At 57.0% G+C, this 17,747-nt stretch carries 11 protein-coding genes; 5 read left to right on the forward strand and 6 right to left on the reverse strand.

The genetic code is table 11. The features are described 5' to 3' along the window. The first annotated feature begins 34 nt into the window (after positions 1–34). Together NKF25_RS23900 and NKF25_RS23905 are read left to right on the forward strand one after the other, a co-directional pair. A complete protein-coding gene (locus NKF25_RS23900) occupies positions 35–2,050 on the forward strand; it encodes a hypothetical protein (protein WP_253229116.1) in 2,016 nt (671 codons plus the stop codon). 86 nt (positions 2,051–2,136) lie between these two features. Next, on the forward strand, positions 2,137–3,054 hold the full coding sequence (locus NKF25_RS23905; protein ID WP_253229117.1) for an NAD-dependent epimerase/dehydratase family protein: 918 nt from the start codon (positions 2,137–2,139) through the stop codon (positions 3,052–3,054). Between the two features lie 126 nt (positions 3,055–3,180). Here NKF25_RS23905 and NKF25_RS23910 read toward each other — a convergent pair whose 3' ends face one another. From NKF25_RS23910 to NKF25_RS23920, 3 genes are all read right to left on the reverse strand, one after another. Next, positions 3,181–4,398 carry a DUF1616 domain-containing protein gene (locus NKF25_RS23910; RefSeq protein WP_253229118.1) on the reverse strand — a complete coding sequence of 406 codons (1,218 nt, stop codon included), beginning with the start codon at positions 4,396–4,398 and terminating at the stop codon, positions 3,181–3,183. Positions 4,399–4,443: 45 nt separating this feature from the next. After that, positions 4,444–6,192, reverse strand: coding sequence for an asparagine synthase-related protein (locus NKF25_RS23915; RefSeq protein WP_253229119.1), 1,749 nt, complete (start codon positions 6,190–6,192; stop codon positions 4,444–4,446). A 197-nt stretch (positions 6,193–6,389) separates the two neighbouring features. Then, entirely contained in the window at positions 6,390–7,910 is a 1,521-nt protein-coding gene (locus NKF25_RS23920; RefSeq protein ID WP_253229120.1) for a lipopolysaccharide biosynthesis protein, read from the reverse strand. Positions 7,911–8,157: 247 nt separating this feature from the next. On the opposite strand from NKF25_RS23920, the gene NKF25_RS23925 reads away from it, so the two are divergent. Further along, on the forward strand, positions 8,158–8,964 hold the full coding sequence (locus tag NKF25_RS23925; RefSeq protein WP_253229121.1) for an FkbM family methyltransferase: 807 nt from the start codon (positions 8,158–8,160) through the stop codon (positions 8,962–8,964). A gap of 34 nt (positions 8,965–8,998) precedes the next feature. Here NKF25_RS23925 and NKF25_RS23930 read toward each other — a convergent pair whose 3' ends face one another. Continuing rightward, complete coding sequence (locus NKF25_RS23930; RefSeq protein WP_253229122.1) at positions 8,999–10,393, reverse strand: hypothetical protein; 1,395 nt, start codon at positions 10,391–10,393, stop codon at positions 8,999–9,001. 333 nt (positions 10,394–10,726) lie between these two features. Here NKF25_RS23930 and NKF25_RS23935 point away from each other — a divergent pair, with 333 nt between their 5' ends. Next, positions 10,727–12,055, forward strand: a complete 1,329-nt coding sequence (locus NKF25_RS23935) for a polysaccharide deacetylase family protein (RefSeq protein WP_253229123.1) — start codon at positions 10,727–10,729, stop codon at positions 12,053–12,055. A gap of 574 nt (positions 12,056–12,629) precedes the next feature. Here NKF25_RS23935 and NKF25_RS23940 read toward each other — a convergent pair. Then, entirely contained in the window at positions 12,630–14,939 is a 2,310-nt protein-coding gene (locus tag NKF25_RS23940; protein ID WP_253229124.1) for a polysaccharide biosynthesis C-terminal domain-containing protein, read from the reverse strand. Between the two features lie 160 nt (positions 14,940–15,099). Beyond that, entirely contained in the window at positions 15,100–16,557 is a 1,458-nt protein-coding gene (locus NKF25_RS23945) for a right-handed parallel beta-helix repeat-containing protein (protein ID WP_253229125.1), read from the reverse strand. Positions 16,558–17,065: 508 nt separating this feature from the next. On the opposite strand from NKF25_RS23945, the gene NKF25_RS23950 reads away from it, so the two are divergent. Beyond that, positions 17,066–17,747 (forward strand): glycosyltransferase (locus NKF25_RS23950; RefSeq protein ID WP_253229126.1); only part of this gene is annotated, 682 nt, incomplete at its 3' end.

A 17,747-nucleotide genomic window follows, 5' to 3' on the forward strand; every position in this document is an offset into this window, starting at 1 on the left:
TGACGGACGGAGGCGATAATCGATGTTTGGGAGTATGTCTGGCTGGTTGAAACAGCGCCGGTTCGACGTCGATGCGGCAATTATCGGCCTCATCGTCGCCATCGGGCTGTTTCCGCTGAGATTTTTCGCCTCACAGATATACATCAAGACGATTCCCATCGTCCTCGGTCTCGGCTGTGGACTCTATCTGCTCGCTGTCCGCAACGACCGAGAGACGATTTACGAGTATCCATCGTTCTCACAGCTAGTTGCACAGGTACTCCCGAGTATCAGTTTCGTGCTGATGACCGCGATGATCGCCGTCGCACTGCACGCGAGCGAGCGCTCCCGGTTGTTCTACGTTTTCTCGGGCATCACGGGAACGCTCATCATGCTTCAAATCCTGTTCGTGGACGACGAGGACCTCCACCCATCGCTTCTCTTGGTCCAGGTAATCGCGCTCGCGTTCGTCATTCGGCTCACGGCGGTGTACACCACACCGACGTACATCGGAATCGACATCTGGACGCACATGACACAGTTGGCCCGTGGTGTTTTCGAACAGCACTCCCTCTCCGCGATGAACGGGAACAAACACATCGCGGCACCGCTGTTCCACTTGCTCGTTGCGTCCTCCGCGATGTTGTACGACGTGTCGCTGCGGAACGCGCTGTACCTCTCGATCGGTCTCGTGATGCCGATGGCGATTCTGTTCGTCTACGGCGCGACGAAGCTGCTCGTTCCGGTACGGTGGGCCGTGCTCGCGGCGATGCTGTACTCGCTCGGTGACTACTTTATCGAATGGGGGATTCACATCATTCCGACGAGTCACGGGCTGTTGTTCTTCATCGCCATCGTCTACGCGCTCCTGCGAATCATGCGCCTGGAGTACAACGCACGGGACTTCGGCCTGCTCGTGTTCCTCTCCATCGCAATCATCCTGACCCATCAGGTGTCGACGTTCATCATGCTCGTCGTGGTGTTCTCGGGACTCTTGGCGCAGTTCGTGCTCAAGCTCGACATCTTCCAGACGACGGCCCGGAGACCGGGTGTCTATCGGAAACTGGAACCCGTCAACCTCGCGGGGCTCCTCGCGTTCGACATCGGGCTCATCACGTTCATGTGGTCGTTCACCCCGTACAACGGGAATTCGTTCCTCGCAACGGTGTTGTTGTATCTGGAACAGACCTTGGTATCGAGCGCGGGACTGTTCAATCTCGCGAGCAACAACTCCCAATTCATCACGCTTTCCGCACCGACGCTTCTCCAAAATATCGAGACGTACATCGACGCGTCGGGATTCCTGATCCTGTTCGCGTTGGCGACCGTCGGTTGTCTGTACGTACTTCGCCGGAAGCGTATCTCACACTCGGTGTTTACGCTGTTGTTCGCGACGCTCGTGATGACGGCCTTCACGCTCGGTCTGCCGATGTTCGGCATCCGAAACTTCATCCCACAGCGCTGGTTCGCGTTCCTCTACGCGCCGATGGCCATCCTCGGTGCGATGGGCGTCGGTTATCTCGTGCACAACCTCAACCGGAACGTCGTGGTTACAGTGTTGGTCGTCCTCGCGCTCGTGTACCCGAGTGTGATGGTCATCTCCAGCCACGGGACGTTGGACAGTCCGTTCTTCCCGCAGGACCAGGAGCGACTGACCTACTCCGAGTCGGAAATCGCGGCGGTTCACACCATCGCGGATATGACGGGGTCGCCCGATTCGTCCCAGCTCCCTCGGGATAAGTCGTTGTTCATCCATACCGACCATCCGTATCAAACGGTGTTCGCCAGAACAGGGGCGTATCCGGCGACTGCGGCCAATCTCTCGGCGGATAACAGGGATGGTCCGACCGACCATCCGCTTACGGTGTACCGACAGTACGAGTCCACCGGGGCACCGTCGTTCCAGCTCGTCAAACAGCTCAACAAGAGCCAATCCGAGCAGGCCAACGGCGATAAAACCGCGAGCGTTCCCGTCTATCGACAGGTCTCCAAACAACAGATCTGCCGTCCCGACCAGAGCATCCTCTACGACAACGGGGACGTGATGCTCTGTGCCAATCGGACTGTCTGAGGTTGACAGCCTCCTCACCCGGACGGGCGAGGTTTTCGCTTTGATGTTCCAGTAGCCTTTTTTCGTACCCTGTCAGATGGTGAACCATGCAGGGAAAACGCGTTCTCGTAACCGGTGGTGCCGGATTTATCGGCTCGAACCTCGCTAATCATCTCGCCAAACAGAACGAAGTCACTGCGATCGACGATGGTTATCTCGGAGTCGAGGAAAACCTCGACGACGACGTCGAGTTCCACGAACGGAGCGTCCTCGAAGACGACCTACCGACCGACGTGGACGTGGTCTTCCATCTCGCTGCGCTCTCGTCCTATGCGATGCACGAGGAAAACCCGACGAAAGGTGCACGGGTGAACGTCGAAGGGTTCGTCAACACCGTCGAACAGGCCCGGAACGACGGCTGTGATACCGTCGTGTACGCGACGACGTCGTCCATCTACGGTAGTCGGACGGAGCCGTCCCCGGAATCCATGGACGTGGAAGCCCGTACGGGCTACGAGGCGTCCAAACTGGCCCGCGAACGCTACGCCGAGTACTTCGCCCATCACTACGACATGAACATGGCCGGAATGCGATTCTTCTCCGTCTATCAGGGCTACGGCGGTGCGGAAGAGCACAAAGGGGAGTTCGCCAACATCATCGCCCAGTTCGCCGACGATATCGCTCACGGAGAATCACCGGAGATCTACGGCGACGGAAGTCAGACACGCGACTTTACGTACATCACGGACATCGTCAACGGGCTGGAGGCCGCAGCGGAGAACGAACTGACCGGCGTTTACAATCTCGGCACCGGCGAGAGCCACGACTTCAACACCGTGGTCGAGTACATCAACGACGAACTCGGCACGGACGTCGAACCCGTGTATGTCGAGAATCCCATCCCGGATGACGTGTACGTCCACGACACGATGGCGGACGTGACCAAGTTCACTACCGAAACCGGTTGGGAACCCGAAGTCAGCTTCGAGGAAGGCGTCCACCACGTTTGCGAGCAGTACGAATAATCCCCCGTCGTTTCCTTCGAGCCTTGAGTGCGCGTGGGTGGTCTTTCCACCGTCTGTCCGATAAACACGTCACACACGACCGGATTTTGGATTCGATCGGCCAGCTACGGCCGACCGACCGTCGAATTAGAAGAAGCCGCCGTCGTCAGTGGTCGTAGTCGTCGTGGTACTCGATGTCGTCGATGTGCCGCCTCCGTTGGTCGTGGTCGTCGTTCCCCCTGTCGTGGACGTACTGCTCGTTGACGACGTCCGCGAACTCGTCGAGGTGCTCTGCCGTTGGGTCGTTCGCTGTGTCGTCTGCTGGGCCGTCGTTTGCTGTTCCGTCGTCCGCTGTTCCGTCGTTTGTTGCTGGGTGGTCTCCTGACCGCTGTCCGACCCCTGATTCTGGTCGCTACTGTCGCCTTGGTCCGAGGAGGCACTTCTCGAAACCGGCCAAACGCGGGCCTGTTCGTCCGGTTGCCCCGACGCCGATCCTTTGTACAGATAGAGTTGAACTCGAACGTTCTCCCCGGTGAACGCTGGGTCGCCGGTGAGCGTTACCTGCTTTTTCTGCCCCGCATCGACCGTTACCTGTTTTTTCGTAAATTGAGATTGATCTGTCACTTTCCCGTCCTCGACCCGCTGGAGGACGGCGACGACGGTGTACTGCACGGTTTCCCCCTCGTGGTTGTGAATGTTGACGGTCACGCCGTCCGAGGCAAGGTCCGACTGATACATCGTCTGTGTGTTGCCGTCTACCTTGTTCGTCTGCGGATAGAACTCGGTGAACGTCTTCGGTTGTGGCGGGTGGAGCACGGCGAACCCGGCGCTAGATGCGAGCAGAAGGAAACTGATGACGATCCCCACGTTCAGTGCCATCGTCAATCCGCTGTTCGAACGATCCGTTGGACTGAACAACAGTCCGGGAAGACCGGGCGAATACCGATTTTCCGCTGGCACGCGTAACCGGCGGACGAACGCGACGACACCGGTCACTGCGGTGAAGATCACGATACCGTACAAAATCGGGTGCAGACGAACCCCCCATGGCGTGAAGTTCGACAGCGCGGCTACCATCGGGACGATGGCGACGCTGAGGGTTGCTGCGAGCGCGACCCGCACAGATCCTCCGATGGCGTACGCCGAGATGTTTTCGCTCGGCTTGAACGATCGTTCCTCGTTGTCTCCTCCCTCCGGGAACAGCGCCGAGACGAGAACGTACCCCGGTAAGAAGACGACGAGCGGGACCACGAGCGCAACCTGTAATCGTCCGCCGATCCCCATATACGAAGCGACACCGCCGACAACAGTCAGCACAAGCGCCAGCGTGAGGTCGAGAAACCACCAGCGGCTATTCGTACTCATTATCCTGGAAGTCGTTGTACGCGGGTTTTATTATACGGCTGCTAATCAGTTCTCCGACGGAACCTCGTCCGCTCCGTTCGTTTTCGATCCCGCATCGTCCGTGTTTTTGGCTTCCGTCGGCAGATGCAGCACGTCAGTCGGGTTGACCCTGTTCTCCGAACATTGGGCGACCCATCCGACCATATCGTTGATCCTGAGTTTGTGCCGTGAAGGTAACTCGTGGATCGTTTCGTGCTCGGGGAACAACCGCTGGTCGAGATTGTAGCGGTCGTACACTTTCTGACGGTCGGGCCACGCCGACTGATATTCCGTAACGAACGGGATCTTTCGGCGTGCGAACCGCTCCATCTCCGACAGGAGCGTCGAGGTGTACGGACGGTCCGGCGGACGGTGACGGAACAGGTCCTCATCCAGTTGCCGAATCGCCCGAATCACCGTGGACGTGTTGCGGTACTCCGGGGGTGTTTGGAGGTGCCATTGCAGCAGTTCCGTGTCGGCCGCGATGAACGATTCGAGATAGTTGTCCGCGAGGTGGGTCCGGGACGGAATCGTCGGTTGGTTTCGGATACTGAACAGCGCGAGGGCGTTCTGGACGTCGTCGGTTCGACTCCAACAGCGATCGAACTCGGCGTCGATGGCGTTTCGGACGAATTTTCCGGCGGCATCCGGGTCCGACGTGTACTGTTCGGCGAGTTCAGCACTGTGATCGGGGAGGTACCCGAAGTTATCGAGCGAAGCCTCGACCGGGTCGGGATTCGGCTCCATCCGCTTCGTTGGAATCGTCTTCCCGAACAACTTCAGCTCCGTCCGCTTGTGACCGAAACCCTTCAACAGCGTATCGAACAGGAGAGCGTGATACATCGTGTCCACCTCTATTTCGCTGTTGTAGCCCGCGTGGTGGATGTGAATCGACTCCTTGATGCCGTTGGTGTCCCGGACCTTCTGCTCGCCGGGAGTGATGTAACGGTCGTTCGTCACCAGCGTCGTGTGGTCGACACCGTACTGCTTTGCCAGCCGACGGGCGACTTTTACCTCCTGTGCGTCCGGCATTCCGACAGTGTACGTGTGATCGATCTTGGGAAGTTGGGACAGAAGCGTCCGTGAGTCGTACCCCGCTGACAGTAACAATCCCTTCTTGCCGGGTTGGCGCGAACGGAGACGAATCGCACGCTGGAGGCGGTCCGCTAGTTCGTCCACGTAGTCCATCTCCTGTTCGTCGTAGACGAACCTGTCGAGCTCGCTCACACTGTTCGGAGTCAGGTAGCCGTCGAACGGCGTTCGGCTGAGCTCATGAAACAGCGTCTTGTCCCCTAGAACGACGCCCATGTGGAGAAATTCACCCACGGACTGGCGACGCATCGTGGGATTATCGATGGTTTTTGCGACCGCGGCCGCGTCGGACCCGAACACGCGGACACCCGGATCGTCGGTGTAGAAACACTCCCACGACCGAATCGGATCGGTGATGACGACCGTTTCCCCCTCGTGTTGGATGAATGCGAGATACGATCCGTTGAGATCCCGAACGGCGTCTTTTCCCTTCTCTACGTACTGTTCCAGCAGCCAACGGGCGGGTTCGGACCAGCCTCGTTTGTTGGGGTATGCCTCCCCCCAAATGACACATGACCCGAGGTCGCCGGAATAGGAGGCGCTCCGGCCTGGAATCCCGAGCCCTGTATCCCGAATTCCGACGGTCGCGACTTCACTCGTCACGATATCGTCGAATTCCCGCTCGGAGCGGAACCGTTCGAATTCATCCTTATCACCGAAGACACCAAATATCTCTTTGTTCATCGTTCGTCCTCCTCTATTGGGGTATTGGGCGGTTGTTCCGTGCCACGACGGTCGACGGCTGCACGCCGATTTCCTCTCGTTTCTTCTGCTCTCGCTCGTGTCACGGTTGGCTCTACTATGACTATAGCCTCAATGGCGGTTAACTATACACAGTATAACATCAGGAATATTGTGTTTAGGAGTATCTGAAACGGTCCTCATTCTCCGATAGCACCGACCATCGTCCGGAACACGTCGCGGATTCCGTAGTTTCCCCAGGTCTCCATCACAAGGATGGCCATCCCGTAGAACACCGCGCCGGTGGCGACCATGACGAGGAACTTCGGAACTCCTCCGAATGGGAGTCGTGCGCCGACGAAGGTTACGACGGCGAGCATACCGAGGCTTGCCGTGAGCGGATAGAAAAGGAGACGAAGGAACTGACGATAGCTTCCCTCGACCTCACGCACGGCGAGGTACGTTGCGACCGGTTCCGAGAAGAACAGCCCGCTACCCACGATGAGCGCACTCGTTCCGACGATACCGTAGGCTTCGGTTACTGGATAGATTGCGATCACGAGGATGACCAGCTTTCCGACTTGTATCTTGGTGGCGATATCGGGTTTCCCGACCGCTTGAAACAACGGCCCCGTCGTCGAACCGATCGAACGAAGCATACCCCACAGCGCGAGCAACTGCATTATTTGGACTGCGGGTTGCCACTCCGCCCCGAGAAACGCATCGACGAATACGGGCGCGACGGCGACGATACCCACGGCGAGTGGGATCGAGACGAACGTGGCCAGTTGTACCGTTTTGAAAAACGCGCGACGGAGGTTCGAGGCGTCGTTCTGGAGTTTCGAGTAGGTCGGGAAGATGACGCTCGATAGTACCTTCGTCACTTCCGTCGCCGGAGCGTTTGAAACTTTGTACGAGTACTGGTAGATCCCGATGGCGGCGTTCCCAAGTAACCATCCGACGAACATATCGTCCCCCTCCGTCGTGAGAAAGACGACGATTCCGGACGCGGTAATCCATTTTCCGTAGCCGACCAGATCCCTGGTTTGCTCCCTATCGATACTCGGCCACGGTTTGTAGTCGTGAAGGACGTACGATAACGTCGTTGCCGTCAGCACGCCTGCGATGTCGCCGATGACGAGTGCCCAGACGTTTTCCCACAGGTACGCCAACCCGATCGTGACACCGACCGCGACGACTGCTTTTCCGACCTGATAGACGAACTGCTTATCATAATCCAGGTTTTTCTGGAAATAGACGATACCGGGATTCTGGATCCCCGTCAAAAATGGTACCAACGACATCACCCGTATGACCTGCGTCGCCGGCGGTCCTGCCCCGAAAAACGTCGCGATGTACGGTGCGCCGAGAAACCCGATTATCGAGAGGATCGTGCCACGAATCACCGTCAACGTCCATGCAGTATCGAGGTATTCGTTGACGCCGTCCTCCTCTTTTTGGATGAGTGCCTCTTTGATACCGAGATTCGACAAGCGTCGCATGGCGGCCAACGTTAACAACGCGTACGCGACCAGCCCGAACTGTACCGGTGTCAGGATGTTTGCGAGGACGATTAGCTTGACGAGCTGTAGTCCACGTCCGATGAAGTTCGCCATCGACGCCCAGATGCCGCTTTTCACTGCCCGTTCCGAGACGCCGCCCCGGGGTGACAACACGCGCTTTAGCCACTGAAACAATTCGAGCGGTGATCTGCTACTCATCGCGGGCGTGGCACTCCCAGAGATGAGGATGCGTCTAAATACGGATCATCGTCGTGATTCGGTAGAAATAACGCATTCATCGGTGTAGAATAGTAATATATTGATATGTGGTGTGGATATCGTCCGATACTCGATATAACATATATCCTTTATTGACTTCGTTATGGCCCTGCTAATTCATCCACCCCCCGTTCGGCTTCGGATTATCTGTGATATATATTTATGAGTCGCCTCATGATACATTCGTATGCGTGATTTAGAGCGGTTTATCGCCCAAAGCCGCCCTTGGAAATGGTGTAAGCGGACGGGTATCGCACCAGCATTGTCAACGCTCTACTGGCACGCCAAACTCGCGATTCATCTCTGGTCTACTACGGTGACGATCGACGGTGTTACCACTGAATTCGCGACCGATTCTCGAACCGAGTATCACAGAGCATCCTCGCTCGTCGGCGAACAAGCCGTCATCGAATCCTTGCTCCAGGACGTCCGCGAGTCGGATGTAGTGTACGATATCGGTGCGAACATCGGGACACACACGTGCTTTGTCGGAAAGCGTCTCCGGAGCGGGAGGGTCATTGCATTCGAACCGATGCCGACGAACGCGGTTCGTCTCCGACACAACCTCTCCGCGAACGTCCCCATCGATCGGTGGGAAGTCGCCGAGATCGCCCTCTCGGACGAGGACGGGATCGGATCGCTTGCGATCAGGAGTCTCAATTACGGCGAAGGAAAACACTCCCTTTCGGTCGATGGCGAACTCGACATCGATGTGTACCGGGGCGAAACGCTGGTCGAAGCGGGGCGATATCCATCCCCCGATATTCTCAAAATAGACGTCGAAGGTGCCGAGTTACAGGTTCTCCGTGGATTCGAATCGATCCTTCCGGACATTCGTGTCGTGTATGCAGAACTCCATCACGAACTCAGCCGCCACTATGACACCTCGACAGAGGAAATCGAGGCGTATCTCCGTGATCACGGATTCGACGTCGAACGGCTGAGCGAGCGGTCCGATGCCTATCACATTCGGGCGACGCGGTCACAAACCTGAGTCGATGTCGAAAGCGGGGAACAGTGGTCGCCGATCAGAAGTCGTTGCCCCAACCGTCGTATCCGTCGGAGCTACGGTCATCGATGCCGTTGTCGAGGTCGCTCTTCTTGACGTACGTATCCTCGGAGTCACTCGTGAGGAGCAGTGCGACATCGTCACGCCGTGAGCGTGCAGATACCCCTTCGATCCACGTTCCGTTGCCACTGATTTCGAGCGGGTGATCTTCGGAGACGTAATCTCCCTCGTAAACCAGACAGTTGTCGCCTGCGATAGTCAGTGCGCGTCGACCCCAGCCACCACTGTAGTTGACGTTGACAGCTCGGAACTCACAGTCGTCACGGTTGTTTTGGATGGCGCTTCGCGATCCCACAGTCGGTGCCTCTCCCGTGATAGTGACGTTTTCGAGGTAAACGGGATCGTCGCCGTCCTTGATTTTGATGGCTGGACCGCCACCCGTATCGTGCTTGACTTCGGTATTTTCGATACGCGTGTGTCCCGCACTACCGCGAATCATGACTGCGGTCGTCGGATCGTCCGTTCGGACGGTGACGGTACAGTTCTTGATGTAATTGTAGTTGGCATCGTGCGTCACCCATATCGCCGGACTTTCCTCGACGTTCGTCTGGAAATCGACGTTTTCGGCGACGAGCAGGTTACCCTTCTCCATGCGGAGACCACGCTGGGCGATTCCGTGCGGGTTCTCCTGGTCCACGATGATCGTGGCGTCTTTGATATAGCTGTCGTGACCGCCGAGACGGACGTTCGTCCCCGTACTGTTCTGGAAGCGGCCCCCCTCGATTTGCACGGAACCGTTGCCGTTTGCGGCGTACAGACCGTTGTCAGGGAAGGGACCGAGCACACAGTCACGGAACGTCATCGTCCCTTCGTTATTGTCGTTACACATGATTCCCGTCGGACCACGCCAGAGCGCATCGCTCGGCGTTTCGCTGGACCATGCTGCGCCATCCGGTGCGTGGAACCGTTCTACGAGACCTTCTCCGTCGGAATCCGTGATGACCATCCGCGCTGGACCCCACGTTCCACTGTCGTGTTGGCCGAGAACTTCGATGTCGCGGACGAGGAGACCGTCATCGATGGCCGCCTCGATGACACGAATTCCCGTGTTGTCGGCCGTTTGATCGACGGTGAACCCTTCGACACGAAGATCCGTTCCCGGTTCGTATTCGACTCCCAGTCGGAAAAGACGGTAATTCCCATCGCCCCCACTGTCGAAGTCGTGGTAGTTTGCCGGAACGAGCTCCGCGTCGTCGCCGGCGAGACCGAAGTTATTGAACCCAGTAAATCGGAACTGTTCGTCCATATAGTACCGCCCCGATGGGAAGTAAAGGAGCGTGTTGTCGTCCGCATGTTCCCGGAGAATCGGTGTAATCGACTCGTCCCCTCCGTCGTCAGCCCCTACCTCTGTCACGTCAATGACGGTATCGTACTGGTCTTCATAATCGGACTTGCTTGCAGAAGCAGATCCCATGACAGCAGCCGATGCCGCAATTGCTCCAGTAAGTTTAAGATAGGTTCTACGACTCGTAATATTTCGATTTTTCCTGTCTGACGCCATCAAAAGTGCGGTATCGACCCCACATATTAATTATCTGGTGCCTAGTTCAATTCCTCCACGTTTTCCCTCTGTTGGAAACGTTGTAAACGGTGCTTTCGAACCGATTTTCCCATATGCACAATCATTGACATTGTACCCTTAAGCTCCATATAAGAAAATACCTATGCCTGGTTAGGTAGGGTAGCGATGAGACGACAGACACGACGCACGTTTCTGGCGACGGTCGGTGCGGCCGGTGCGGCCGGTCTCGCCGGATGTTCCGCCTTTGGGAGTGACGATAGCTCCACCACCTCCACGAAGAGTACCACCAAGAAGGGCGACGGCAAGGGAACGACCTCCACAAAGGGTGGTAACGACACGACCACCAACGACGGCGGCAACCAACAGAGCGGTCCGGAGACTTTCGAGAGCTTCGAAAAGCTCGGTAACTGGAGTGCGACTAGCGGGCAAGGGAGCCTCAAAAAGAGCACGAAGGTGAAATACGAGGGTTCACAGTCGGCCCACATCACGGGAAGCAAGAAGACGAAGTACGGTCAAATCAAGCGCGTCAACTTCGGTAGCAACCCTGCCGACCTCAGCGACAAGAACCTCTCGATCGCGTACAAGTGTACGTCACACAAGGAATCGAAGGTCGACATTGAGCTGTACGCGCCCGACCGTGGCCACATCGTCACGCTGAAGCGCACACTCTACGGCCCGAAAGGGAAGTGGGTGCGCATCAACCTCGGTGTCACCAACCAGATGGACCCGAAAAAGATCGACCTCTCGAAGATCTACGGTATTCGAATCACCGGCCGTCCACGTGACCCCAACACGACGACACCCATCGAATTCTACGTGGACGACCTGAAGACGGTACCCGCACCGGAGAAGGGTATGGTCATGCTCACGTTCGACGACGGGGCCGAATCGCAGTACTCGGTTGCGTACAAGAAGTACATGAAGAAGTACGGCTTCCCCGGTGTCGACGCCATCATCACCGACGCGGTCTTCGACGACGGCTATCTCAACCGAACACAGATGAACGAGATGGTCGGGGACGGCTGGGACATGATTTCTCACCCGAACACGGGGGCGAAGTCGATGGACCAACGTTCACGTAAAAACCAGGAGCAATTGATGAAGGAGTCACAACAGTGGCTCAAGCAGTACGGCTACGAGGGCTACAAGTACATGGCCGTCCCGAAGAACGTGGTCGGTGCGGACACGTTCGAACTCGCCAAGAAGTACTACGACGTGACGATGACGTTCGGTGGTTCACCGAACGCGCTTCCCGTCATCAAGAAGAACACCCTCATCTCGCGCGCATACGGTGACAGCAGCGTGAAGACGTCCAAACAGCTGATCGATTACGCTGCGCGGTACAAGCAGTTGACTCCGCTTCTGTTCCACCGCATCGGCGGCGACGAAGGCTTCTCGGAGAAGAAGTTCAAGGCCATCTTGGACCACATCAAAAAGAGCAACGTCGAAGTCGTCACCCTCTCCGACCTCGAGAAGAAGGGAATGATCATCTAAATCGTTCGACCCGCCCGTCATTCGCTTTCTCTCCCCGCACGACCGTCGTCCTTTTTTTGGATTCCATCCACGAGTCGTACGGATTTCCCGTCACTCGTGACGCCGATCCGTCTCGCGCTCGGCTTTATCCGTTCATCCCTTTCGTGGGCTACGTGGTCGTTGTTTCGACCGTCCTGGCCGTCTCACCATCATGGACACGGGTCGGCACAGGGTGATCCCCTCGGACTGTGACTCGATGGAGGGCCGTCTCCGACTTTCGTGTACTCTCCTCCCGCCGCTTCGATCCGACGCTCTCCGCTCGATTCGGTTGGTTCGTGTGTCGGGCATGTCCACCGCGGTTTGTCCCTCGTGTGTTCGTCGATGGAGGCCTGTGCTCACATGCTATTCGCCGAACGATGTCCGTCGAGAAATCCCCCTTGTGGCTCGATGATGTCCCGAAAAGGAGTACCTCTCCGCTACGGCACGTACGTATCCGCTAGTTCGAAACCGCTCCCCTCAATCGACTCTGACACTCCGGATTCGAATTCCGATATCCTCCACGATGGGTTTTGCGTCACACGCCATCAACGACCGCTCAGTTCGTGATGGCTCCCAGCGTGGGGGCGATCAGAAACGTTCCGGACGATGTAGTGCTAGTCGTTCCTGTCGAACTACCAGTTGTGCTGGATGACGATGTGGTACTCGACGTTGGAGTCGTGGTACTCGTCGAACCCGTAGTCGTCGTACTTGTTGATCCCGTGGTAGTCATCGAACTCATAGTCGTCGTACTTGTTGATCCCGAGGTGGTCGTCGAACCCGTAGTCGTCGTACTCGCGGATCCCGAAGTTGTCGTCGAGTTCGTCGTTGTAGTGGTCGTACTGGTCGTCGCGGGGGTTGTGGTGGTTGTCGTGGTCGTCCCTGCCGACGTCGAGGTGGTACTCGTCGTCGATGTCGTGGAACTCGTCGTCGTTCCCGACGTTGGTGGCGATGTCGTACTCGTCGTACTCGAGGATGGCGGCGGGTTGGTACTCGACGTGGTTGATGAGTCCGGTGGCGACGTCGTACTCGTCGTACTCGAGGATGGCGGTGGTGTGGAAATCGTCGTCGAGGACGATGCAGTCGTCCCTTTCGTGGTTTCCTTCGATTTCGTCGTGGTCTGTGATTTCGACGGTGTGGTGCTATGTGTCGTCCCGGCCCCCGTCGTTCCGGGGTCTGTCGTTTGTGTACTGTTCACCGACGATCCTTGCGTTGGCCCGCCAATCCCGCCGAAGCCGGGGTCGAGGAACGCGTATCCGATCCCCGAGACGAACAACAGGACTCCAGCGACGATCATCAGTTTCTGTATCGAGTCGGTTGACATCGTGTTTTCACTCACTTTCGTTTGCAGTGTTTCGGCACGCGAGCCGAGCGGTTCAGGGAACGACGAGACCGTATCGAGGACTTCAGAGACTCCTAACGCGCCTGTTGCAAAGCAGAAGAACGCGAAGACCGCAAGTCCGAGTGGTGGAACCGTGACCAGCGACAGCGGGACGTGAATCCCGAAGATGAGTGGCCGAACGTCCAACCAATTCGCGAGCACAAAGATGGGTGGTGCCGACAGTATCGTGGTCACCAGTACCCGTCCCAGACGGGCATCCGAAAGCGGGTTGAACCCGACTCTTCGAGCGCTCCAAATGTGGAAGATGAACATCGAACCGTATCCGATGCTCGTGGAGATGGCCGCACCTTGCATCCCGTATCGGGGGATGAGAAGGAGGTTCAGCACGAAGTTCATACCGGCGGCGGTTCCCGTGGCGAGGATCGGATACTTCAGATTCCCCTTCCCCTGGGAGATGGCGAGGATCGGCCGTGCAACCGCGAAGCCAAGCGCTCCCGGCAACAGGAGGATGAGGGGAGTAACCGCTGGCATATATTCCTTGCCGAAATACACGGGGACAGCGACGTTGGAAAGTGCTGCCAGTCCGAGGGCCATCACTCCGGTCAGCAGGAACGTATAACGGGTCGTCAGCGCCGAGAGCTTCGAAATCCGCTCGGTTTCACCGTTCGACCACAGCTCCGACATCGAGTGGACGAACACGGTTTGCAGAGCCATCGGAATGAACCAGAGGAATTCCGCGAGCTTTAGCGCGGCACGGTAGTACCCGACTTGCTCGTTACTTCCCGATATCAGTTGCAGCATCAGGATGTCGACGTGGTACAGCGACATGAGGAGGAAGATGAGGACGATGGACAACGAATTGAACGTCAACATCGTCCGCCTCGGGAATTCGTTCGGTGTTTTTCGAACGACGCCGCTGAGTGACACCTGTCTCGTGACCAGTATCATCCCGATGACCGCGACGAGCGCACCTCCCACTATCTTCCCGGCCAGCGCACCACCGACACCGAAGCCGAGTTTGACCAACGGGAGCGCGACGGCGAGGAACACGACTTGTTGAACGATTTTCAACGGTTCCGAGTAGCGTTCCAGCCCGAACCCCATCAGCGTCCGTCGGGAATACGCACGGAACTGCTGTGTCATGACGAGGAGCGCGAGGATGTAGAAGTACGGCTCGAAGTCGGGACCGAACACCTGCTTGACCAGTCCAAACCACGCACAGAGCGCGAGGACGATCGATCCGGCGACGGAAAGCAACAGGGCGAGTCTGAAGTAAAACCCGACGACGTGCTCCTCCCAGCAGTCCATATCCCTGTCCTCGGCGAGGAATTTACGAACCCCATCGGTAATGCCGGAGCTCACCAGTATCATGAACATCGAAAACACCGAGAGAACGGTGGTGTAGATGCCGACTCCTTTCGGTTCGAGCAACCGATACAGTATCGGTGTCGTGATGAGCCCGATAATCAGAGTAAGCACTTTCGTCCCCGCAACAGAGAGCAGACCGCTCATCATGCTTCGTTGCACGAAATTACCACCCTACGTTCTCTTCACCGGGGTCTTCTTCGGATGACACTCGATATCCATTTCCCACCAAAGGGGCTTTATTATACACTAACTAGATCGGATGGTGTCGGTGATAATACGATGAGAATGACCGGATAGGACGGTTGTCCGGGATCGCTGTTTATGCGCTAAAGTCGTTGCCCCAGCCAGCGAGTCCGTAGCTGCCACGGTCGTCGATACCGTTGACGATGGTGTTCTTCTTGATGTACACGTCCCTGCTGCTGTCGGTGAGTCGAAGCCCAGCGGAGCCGTTGACCGCTTCTGAATAGATACTCTGTATCCACGTACTACTTCCAGCGTCGATTATCGGTGTCATCTCCCCGATGTAACTTCCATCGTAGACTAGACAGTCGTCGCTGGTGATTTCGAGTGACCGGCGACGGGACGAACCGGTTTGCTCGACGTCGAGATTCCGGAACTCGCAGTCGTCTCGGTCACAGCGGATGGCGGCACGTGCGCTAACGTGACCTCCGTCTCCAGTAAATTTCGAATTCTCGACGAAGACTTGGTCGTCACCGTCGTGAATCCATATCGAGAAACCACCGTCCGCATCGTGGACGAACGTCGAATTCTTGATTCGCGCTTTGTCGGTTCTACCCTGCAGTACCAACGCGTGCACGACGTCGTCTCCAGCGGTTCGAACGGTCGACCCATCGACGCTTAGCAGTCCGACGTCCATCGACTTGATGGCGTGGCCGTTCGGGTCGGTCACCTCGACATCACAGTCCACGATACGGATGTAATTCGTGTTCTCGACGCGAATCGCGTGTTGGTTGGACTTCCCATCGCTCTCGTTCACGGATACGGTCGCATTCTTGATGATGCTGTTCTCACCACCGATTCGGAGGCTTGCTGTCTGGCTGTTCTCGTAGTGTCCTCCGTCGATGACGATTTTTCCCGAACCGTTGGCGGCATACAGACCGTTGTCCGGGAAGCCGCCGAGACTGCAATCTTTGAACGTCATTCGGCCGCGGTTGTAGTGGTTGCAGATGATACCGGTGGGGCCCCGCCAGAGTCGGTCCCCGGGGGTGTTCTTTTCCCATGCGCCGCCGTCCGGTGCGTGGAACCGCTCGACGACACCCGTTCCGTCGGAATCAGTAATGACGAATCGACCTGGCCCCCACGTTCCGCTGTCGTGTTTGCCCTTAATGTCGATGTCGCGGACGAGGAGACCGTCATCGACGGCTGCTTCGATGACGCGGATTCCGGTATCGTCCGCTGTTTGGTCGATATTGAGGTTCTCGACACGGAGATCTCTCCCGGGATTGTAGGAAATACCGAGGCGGAAGAGCCGGTAGTTCCAATCCCTGTCGTTGAAATCGAAGTAGTTTGCTGGGACGATGGTCGTGTCGTCTTCTCCGACGATTCCGAAGTTGTCGAATCCGGTGTGCCGGAACTGCTCGTCCATGTAGTAGCGGCCCGATGGGAGATAGAGAAGCGTATCATCGTCCGCATACTCGCGAAGGACGGGTGTGATGGAATCCCCGTTGTTGGGGTCGGCACCACCGTCTTCTACGAGGTTAACAACCGTATCGTAGTCGTCAGCGTATGGGATCTGCGCACTCGCTCGACCGGACATCGTTCGTGCCCCGATCGCACATAACCCCGCTGCGCTCACCCCCTTCATGAAAGTACGTCGTGATGCTCCGTGCGTCGATCTTCTATCGTTATTGTCGCTTGATTGATGTGCGTCGATTTTTTGAGTCATTTTGAATCCCAGCGTTTACTGACAACCGTCGTGAGAGAGGAATCCCATCCCGATGTACCGGAAGACAGGTACGTTGGCAGTTCTGACGGTCAACAATAATCTATATTAGAACCTTTTGGCCAAAGTCTGTGGCTTAGTAGTTCCATTCTTTAAGTCCCATGACTATGGTAACTCACCACACAATCGATGAGGCCCCAAAACGAGTCGAAAAATCATCAGTCATATCCAACAGTCAGGTCAATCACTATACCAGAATTCAAATACATATATAAGACATCATTAAATCAAAAACAAAAATCCCTTCCGAGCACCGATTCCGTGTTCACGATGCTTAGTCGGTATATAATAAAAGCCGCATGGAGCATCGATACGACAGAGAATGACGTCTATCGGAACGGACGGCACCCGAGTCGAGCGACACGAGAGAATGAAGGTGTTACAACTCGTCACGACACCGCGTCCGTTCTTCGACCTCCAGATTCGAGAGTTGGAGGAACGAAACATCGAGTGCACGACGGTAACGGTCCCTCGTCCGGCGGAGGGCGGCCGTTCGATAACCGACTATCTACGCTATTATCCCACGGTACTCCGTTATTCGCTCTCCGAGTACGACCTCGTCCACGCGAACTACGGCCTCGTCACCCCCTTCGCGCTCGCTCAACCCATTCGCCCGCTCGTGATCACGTTTTGGGGAACCGACCTGATGAGCGAAAACGGGTGGCTCCCCCGTCTCAGTACGGCAGTTGCGCGGCAAGCGGATGCGGTTATCCTGCCGACGAAAGCGATGGCCGCCAACTACTCCGGCCCCCACTCGCTCATCCCGTTCGGCGTCGATACCGAACGTTTTCGACCGATCCCACAGCGGGAAGCCCGCGAACGGATCGGCTGGGATTCCGACGTCCCCATCGTCCTCTTTCCGTACGACACCTCGCGGGACGTCAAGGACTTCGCGCGGGCGAAACGCATCGTCGAGCAGGCCGACGTCGATGCCGACCTGCGTGCGGTGTCCGGCGTTCCACACGAGGAAATCCCGTACTACATGAACGCGAGCGACGTCCTCC

This window comes from Haladaptatus sp. AB643 (genome assembly GCF_024136975.1).
GTDB lineage: Archaea > Halobacteriota > Halobacteria > Halobacteriales > Haladaptataceae > Haladaptatus.

Bases quoted from the DNA above. Each gene is read 5' to 3' on its own strand.
- NKF25_RS23900 (WP_253229116.1), top strand. From the start codon at position 35: ATGTCTGGCTGGTTGAAACAGCGCCGGTTCGACGTCGATGCGGCAATT.
- NKF25_RS23905 (WP_253229117.1), top strand. From the start codon at position 2,137: ATGCAGGGAAAACGCGTTCTCGTAACCGGTGGTGCCGGATTTATCGGC.
- NKF25_RS23910 (WP_253229118.1), bottom strand. From the start codon at position 4,398: ATGAGTACGAATAGCCGCTGGTGGTTTCTCGACCTCACGCTGGCGCTT.
- NKF25_RS23915 (WP_253229119.1), bottom strand. From the start codon at position 6,192: ATGAACAAAGAGATATTTGGTGTCTTCGGTGATAAGGATGAATTCGAA.
- NKF25_RS23920 (WP_253229120.1), bottom strand. From the start codon at position 7,910: ATGAGTAGCAGATCACCGCTCGAATTGTTTCAGTGGCTAAAGCGCGTG.
- NKF25_RS23925 (WP_253229121.1), top strand. From the start codon at position 8,158: ATGCGTGATTTAGAGCGGTTTATCGCCCAAAGCCGCCCTTGGAAATGG.
- NKF25_RS23935 (WP_253229123.1), top strand. From the start codon at position 10,727: ATGAGACGACAGACACGACGCACGTTTCTGGCGACGGTCGGTGCGGCC.
- NKF25_RS23945 (WP_253229125.1), bottom strand. From the start codon at position 16,557: ATGTCCGGTCGAGCGAGTGCGCAGATCCCATACGCTGACGACTACGAT.